This window comes from Boseongicola sp. (assembly GCF_057460485.1).
This window is the reverse complement of the sequence record NZ_JBVCWP010000234.1, coordinates 1-6,088: the sequence shown is the minus strand read 5'-3', so window position 1 is coordinate 6,088 and position 6,088 is coordinate 1. Positions and strand designations below refer to the sequence as shown.

Below are 6,088 nucleotides of genomic sequence, written 5' to 3'. Positions count from 1 at the left end.
GGTGCGCTGGCGTCGTGCCGATCTGGCGCGTCGGATTGAAAAGGTCTTCAGTATTGATGTACACGAGCGCACCGTTGGCAAGTATTTGGACAGGCTGGGCTTTCGGCGGCTCTCAGTCCGCCCGGAACACCCCAATACCGACCCGGCGGCGCAGGAAGCGTTTAAAAAAACTTCCAAAGTTTGGTAACAGATATTTTGCCCACACAAGCAAAAGACAAACCGCTGGAAGTCTGGTTTCAAGATGAAGCCAGGGTCGGACAGCAGGGCACGCTGACCCGCATCTGGTCTCGGCGTGGCACACGTCCGCGTGCGCCGCGCGACACCCGCTACAAATGGAGCTACATCTTCGGTACAGGCTGCCCCGCGCGAGGAACAGCCGCTGGCTTGGTCCTGCCTTATGTCGGAACCGAGGCGATGAACCTGCACCTCGTCGAAATAGCCAAAACCGCCGCGCAGGGAGCCCACGCCCTGCTGATCATCGACGGTGCAGGCTGGCATGTGGCAAAAGCGCTGAAAGTGCCGGACAATATTACCCTGTTAAAACTGCCGCCCTATGCCCCAGAACTCAACCCTATGGAAAATGTCTGGCAATACCTGCGCGCCAACAAACTCGCGATAACCGTCTTCAACAGCTACGAAGACATCCTCGATAAATGTGCAGACGCATGGAACTTCTTTGCAACTGAGCCAGAACGGATTACCTCCATTACCCAAAGAGAGTGGATAAAGGTCAGCTGAATGGGCCGTTGGTATTGGTCGAGCCCAAAACGGTTCCTAGACACGAAACTGAAAGCATTTTATGATGAAGAATAATCCTTTATATATAACAATATCTTGCCTTTGAGCTATGTCATGCAAGCAAGGTAGACCATGAGTTTCATTAGTCCAAAAGATGCCTCAGGGCTTGATCCTTTCGAGGCCATTGCAGCAAGCGGGAGCGAGGCTGTGCTCGCCATCATCACAGGTGTTGAGGGGCCTTCATATCGTGCGGTCGGAGCAGCAATGGCCATTTTTACGGGTGGTCTAAGCGTGGGCGCTTTGTCGTCCGGTTGCATCGAGGCAGACATTGAGTTGCACGCTGCCCAAGTATTGGAATTGGGCAAACCCAAGTCTCTGCGATATGGACGCGGGTCACCGTTTATCGATATTCAGTTGCCGTGTGGTGGGGGGCTAGATATCCTTTTGATACCGCGACCTGACTTGGCGGTTTTGCTCGAGCTGTCGAGGCGACGCGCAGCCAGACAGTTGTGTGCGATGGAGGTTGATACGTCGTCCGGCAGTCTCACGTTGATAGATGACGGTCTCACCGGGCAACTTGGTTCGATTTTCGTTATGCAATTCGTCCCCAATGTACAGTTTCTGGTATTTGGGAAGGGACCGGAGGCGTGCACATTTTCCGCCCTTATCCAATCCGTCGGATATCCAAATCTTCTCCTCTCACCTGAGGAAGAAACGCTGGAAACTGCTTCTGCATCGGGCTGCGATGTCCGGCGCCTGCGACAAACTGAATTCCCAACAGATTTAACGGTCGACCAATGGACAGCTATCGTTCTTTTCTTTCATGACCACGACTGGGAGCCACCAATCTTGCAGGGAGCACTTAGCGGTCCGGCCTTTTATATCGGCGCGCAGGGAAGTCAGCGAGCGCGCGATTCACGGTTGCTCGAGCTTGAGGCTATGGGGGTGCCACCCGACGATCTCGCGCGGCTGCATGGTCCGATTGGCCTAATCCGCTCCGCGCGTGATCCCGCCACGTTGTCTGTGTCGGTACTTGCAGAAGTTTTGGACATCGCAATGGCAAAGACTTCCGCCAGAGCAGTCAGCCACACAGGCATTTGAGGCCGACGGTACGGTTTAGGATCTTCGAAGCTCTTTTAAGCGATCGATGCGTCGAAATCAGCGCCAATTGCTCGTCCGAAAAGAGACCTAACCGAGCCGCCGGATCGCGGTCGCGATCTTGTTTGGCACCTCAAGGGGTGTGAAGTGGCGCACGCCGCCAAGAATTTCCATCTTTGCACTTGGAATAACTAAGGCCATGGCCTCTGCCATTGCGATAGGGGTGGCATAGTCCTCTTGTCCGACGATTATCTCGACGGAAAAGTCGAAACTGGGCAACGCGCGTCGGATATCTCAGCACCGAAGCATCCGGCAGGTTTCGAGATAGGCGGGCACATTGTTGGCAACAAACACCTTAACTGCGTCCGAAACAGCTTCGGGATTGTCCTTGGAGAAATCGTCTGAAAACCAACGCGTTTTCTGAAAGTCTGTCAGTGCCGCCATTCCATCTGCAACAGCTTTTGACCGCGTGTCTCCCAGTTTTTCGCGGCGTCGTCCCCGTACCACGCTGGGTTCTGTCGCAAAGTTCGCCAACTGTTTTCCCATCTACAGAACTCCTGTCACAATCCGCGCAAAAAAAAGCGACAGGCTGGAGATCCCAAAATGACGGTCGATTTCAAAGGCAACCACTACCCAAAAGCGTGATCCTTTACGCTGTGTTTTTCTACCTGCGCTACAGCGTTTCCAATCGGGACCTGGAAGAAATCATGGCGGAGCGGAGCGTTGAGATCGAACATGCCACGCAGACCCGCTGGGTGGTGAATTTTTCAACGCTGATCGCAGCAAAAGCTCAGTCCAGAAAGAAGCCGACAGCCGCGTCCTTGACGATGCCCATACAACATCACCGCCAGGCGGATAATCTCGTAGCTCGTTTTGAAATAGAGAAATGGATCAGGTTTGGTCGTTTCCAGAGGCTACAAATCCGCCTTGCCCGCCTCAAGCCGGTTTGCTCTGACAGGGCCCTCCGTCTGCAACCATTTCAACTAGGAGCGCGCTCTACACACGCGACAATTTCAAGGCGAACCGAGCCGCTGCTCTCTCCCAGTGGCGCCAAATTTGTTCAGCATAAGTTCCGGCATTCGGCGGCGAACTGAGACCAGTTCTCATCCGTCTGACAGCACCGTTTGTACTGCGTGAACCAGGTTGACACAACTTCACAATTCGGATCACGTCAACGGATAGAGCAATCGGAGAGACGCTGGTGCGGATTATTTCAAACCCTCATCGGGCGGGTCCGAAATTAGCGCCGGCGGCACCTTATCCATCAGACGATGCCGCAAGGGTCGGTATGCTTTTGAGACAGTGTCCCGCCGCGCATGAAACGCCACTGGTTCAGTCAGCTGGACTGGCTCCGGTGGCGAAGGTCTGGGTCAAGGACGAAAGAGCGCGTATGAATCTTGGATCGTTCAAGGCGCTTGGGGCCGCTTATGTCATCGCGCGCCATGCCGAACAGGTGTCGTCAACGCCGGACGCCTCCACTTTACAGGGCCGAACCTACGTCACCGCTAGCGCGGGCAATCACGGGATGAGTGTAGCCGCCGGTGCACGGATTTTTGGGGCCGATGCAGTCGTCTATATAGCCGACACCGTACCCGAAAGCTTCGTGAACCGTTTGAAGGCACAGAAGGCTGAGGTCGTTCGAGCGGGTGCCAACTATGCGGCCAGCATGGAAGCGGCGATGCAAGCCGCCGAAGGCAACGGGTGGGTTCTACTGTCAGACACTTCCTGGGAGGGCTACGTCGATCTGCCGCTTGTGCTGATGGAAGGTTACCTTCAGATGGCCGCAGAGGCTGTCGCACAATGCCCCGAACCTCCTACGCATATTTTTCTGCAAGCTGGCGTTGGCGGCCTGGCTGGAGCAGTCGCGGTTTATGCACGCAAGATTTGGGGCGACGCGCCTCGCATCGTCGTAGTCGAGCCCGACGCAGCCCCCGCACTGCAAGCCAGTATAGAAGCTGGGAAAAGCGTCTTTGCTGATGGTCCCGACAGCATCATGGGTCGGCTGGACTGCAAGGAGCCATCGCTGATTGCCTTAAACGGTTTGGGTCGAGACGCTGATGATTTTCTTACGTTGAGTGACGATGAGGTCACCGAATATCTGCCGCAGTTGGCGTGTCATGGTCTGGCCACCACCGCGTCCGGCGGTTCTGGTGCCGTTGCCATTCTTCGCGAAGATGTACGCGCTGTGTTGGGTATGGGTTCCGATGCGCGAGCTCTGTGCTTTCTCTCCGAGGCTGTTGAATGAGAGGGTTTGAACTCTCAGAGTTTGAGACGCGCACCCGCCGAGCCCAATCCATGATGGAAGCCCATGGATTGGCAGCCCTACTTCTGACGACCGAACCGGAGGTGCGCTATTTTACCGGGTTCCTGACTCGCTTTTGGGAAAGTCCGAGTCGACCTTGGTTCCTGCTTGTGCCTGCAACGGGCAAACCCGTTGCCGTGATTCCTACTATTGGGGCAGCCCTTATGGGGGAAACCTGGATAGAGGATATCCGCACTTGGAGTGCTCCTGATCTGAAGGACGACGGTGTGTCCTTGCTGGCCGATACTTTAGTTGAACTTACTTCGTCTGATGGCGCAATCGGGATGCCGGACGGCCACGAAACTCACACCCGTATGCCGCAAGCTGATCTGGCGTCGGTGCGAGCTGGTATCGGCATGCGAAAAGTAGTAGGAGATCATGGTATTTTGCGCGCCTTGCGCATGGTGAAATCCCCGGCAGAGATTGCGAAGATCGAAAATGCCTGTGCCATTGGCGGCCGTGCTTTCGAGCGCACGCCCGAGATTGCTAGGGCAGGGGTGCCGCTCGATGAAGTGTTTCGGAAATTCCAGATTCTTTGTCTTGAGGAGGGTGCAGATTGGGTTCCGTATTTGGCTGGCGGAGCCGAGCAGGGCGGATACCAAGACGTGATTTCCCCCGCCCGCACGACGCCATTGACGAACGGCGATGTTTTGATGCTGGACGCCGGCCTGGTCTGGGACGGGTACTTCTGTGATTTCGATCGGAACTGGTCGATTGGGCCTGCAACGTCCGAGGTTCAATTCGCCCACGCGCGGTTGGTCGAAGCTTCGGATGCTGCCTTTGAGACGGCACGGCCCGGTGTCACGGCGGCGACCTTGTTCCATGCCATGGACGAGGTGTTGAGACGCGATTCCGAGGGAATTAACGCTGGTCGGTTGGGCCACGGATTGGGCATGTCGCTGACCGAATGGCCGTCGTTGATCCCGACCGATCACACGGTGCTAGAACCAGGGATGGTGTTGACATTGGAGCCTGGAATTTCCGTTGGCAAAAAGATCCTGGTGCACGAGGAGAACATTGTTATCACCGATAGAGGGCCAAGGTTCATCAGTCCACGCATCGGAACGGATTTGCCCACGCTATGAGCGCTTTGCCAAGTACTGTCAGAAGAAACCAACTTGAGGCGGGTAGAGCGGATTTCTAGCGTCTGAATATGACCAAACCTGATCCATTTTGCTATTTCAAAACGAGTCGCGAGGTTATCCGTCTGGCGGTGATGCTGTATGTCCATTTCCCGCTGTCCCTTCGCAATGTGGAAGCTCTGCTGCACGAACGCGGCATCGAGGTGAGCCATGAAACTGTCGATACTGGTGGCACCGGTTTGCTCCGATGTTTGCCGCGGAGAACTGAAAACGGTGTATTTCCGGCATGAAATTCAGCCGATGGCGCTGGCATTTGGGCGAGATTTTCGTGAAAGGCAAAGGCGAGCGGCATTACCTTTGGCGTGCCGTTGATCATGAAGGTGAGGCTTGGAAAGCTTCGTGACGAGGGCGTGCGATAGGAAGGGAGCGCTGAAAGACTTTAAGAAAACAATGCGTAAGCATAGCCGTCCGGAGGTCATCGTCACGGACCGGTTGCGCTCGTATGGTGCGGCGCTGAAAGAAATCGGTTTGGCTGACAGGCAGGAAACCGGCCGCTGGGTGAACAATCGGGCAGAAAATTCTCACTTGCCGTTTCAACGACGCGAGCGCGCTTTGCTTGAGGCGGATGCGACGTTTGCAGAAATTCGCATCCGCCCATCCCTCGATTTACCACCTGTTCAATCCGGAAATAAGCCTCAACTTACGACCCAATTTCAAGCTCAACCGTGCGCCGCTCTTGCCCAGTGGCGCGGTCTTGGCGCGGTATAAGGAGCAGCCTCACTGTTCTTGTAGAGACTGGTTCGCATTGGTCTGACACCACCTACTGTCAAAGCGGCAGATTTTCGGTTTTAATTCGACTCCATGAATT

General features: G+C 55.3%; 7 protein-coding genes and 4 pseudogenes. 8 read left to right on the top strand and 3 right to left on the bottom strand.

Going from position 1 to position 6,088, the window contains the following annotated elements; genetic code table 11:
- From AC221Y_RS18905 to AC221Y_RS18895, 3 genes are all read left to right on the top strand, one after another.
- A partial coding sequence (locus tag AC221Y_RS18905; RefSeq protein ID WP_486708028.1) for a helix-turn-helix domain-containing protein occupies positions 1–187 on the top strand: 187 nt, incomplete at its 5' end.
- An 8-nt stretch (positions 188–195) separates the two neighbouring features.
- Complete coding sequence (locus AC221Y_RS18900; protein WP_486708027.1) at positions 196–738, top strand: IS630 family transposase; 543 nt, start codon at positions 196–198, stop codon at positions 736–738.
- 132 nt (positions 739–870) lie between these two features.
- Positions 871–1,839, top strand: coding sequence for an XdhC family protein (locus tag AC221Y_RS18895; RefSeq protein WP_299754885.1), 969 nt, complete (start codon positions 871–873; stop codon positions 1,837–1,839).
- Between the two features lie 87 nt (positions 1,840–1,926).
- On the opposite strand, the gene AC221Y_RS18890 is transcribed toward AC221Y_RS18895, so the two are convergent.
- Positions 1,927–2,115, bottom strand: coding sequence for an alpha/beta fold hydrolase (locus AC221Y_RS18890; RefSeq protein ID WP_299754883.1), 189 nt, complete (start codon positions 2,113–2,115; stop codon positions 1,927–1,929).
- Between the two features lie 15 nt (positions 2,116–2,130).
- Positions 2,131–2,382 carry a hypothetical protein gene (locus AC221Y_RS18885; RefSeq protein ID WP_299754880.1) on the bottom strand — a complete coding sequence of 84 codons (252 nt, stop codon included), beginning with the start codon at positions 2,380–2,382 and terminating at the stop codon, positions 2,131–2,133.
- A gap of 57 nt (positions 2,383–2,439) precedes the next feature.
- On the opposite strand from AC221Y_RS18885, the pseudogene AC221Y_RS18880 reads away from it, so the two are divergent.
- Positions 2,440–2,666: pseudogene (locus AC221Y_RS18880) on the top strand (IS6 family transposase); the annotation flags it as partial.
- A gap of 3 nt (positions 2,667–2,669) precedes the next feature.
- Here AC221Y_RS18880 and AC221Y_RS18875 read toward each other — a convergent pair.
- Positions 2,670–2,747 (bottom strand): annotated as a pseudogene (locus AC221Y_RS18875) (IS6 family transposase); the annotation flags it as partial.
- A gap of 31 nt (positions 2,748–2,778) precedes the next feature.
- On the opposite strand from AC221Y_RS18875, the pseudogene AC221Y_RS18870 reads away from it, so the two are divergent.
- The 4 genes and pseudogenes from AC221Y_RS18870 to AC221Y_RS18855 form a co-directional block, all read left to right on the top strand.
- Positions 2,779–2,905 (top strand): annotated as a pseudogene (locus tag AC221Y_RS18870) (IS6 family transposase); the annotation flags it as partial.
- A gap of 132 nt (positions 2,906–3,037) precedes the next feature.
- Complete coding sequence (locus tag AC221Y_RS18865) at positions 3,038–4,081, top strand: pyridoxal-phosphate dependent enzyme (RefSeq protein WP_486708026.1); 1,044 nt, start codon at positions 3,038–3,040, stop codon at positions 4,079–4,081.
- Positions 4,078–5,223, top strand: coding sequence for a M24 family metallopeptidase (locus tag AC221Y_RS18860; protein WP_486708025.1), 1,146 nt, complete (start codon positions 4,078–4,080; stop codon positions 5,221–5,223). Before AC221Y_RS18865 ends, AC221Y_RS18860 begins: the two co-directional genes overlap by 4 nt.
- A 68-nt stretch (positions 5,224–5,291) precedes the next feature.
- Positions 5,292–5,988, top strand: a pseudogene (locus AC221Y_RS18855) (IS6 family transposase).
- Positions 5,989–6,088 lie beyond the last annotated feature (100 nt).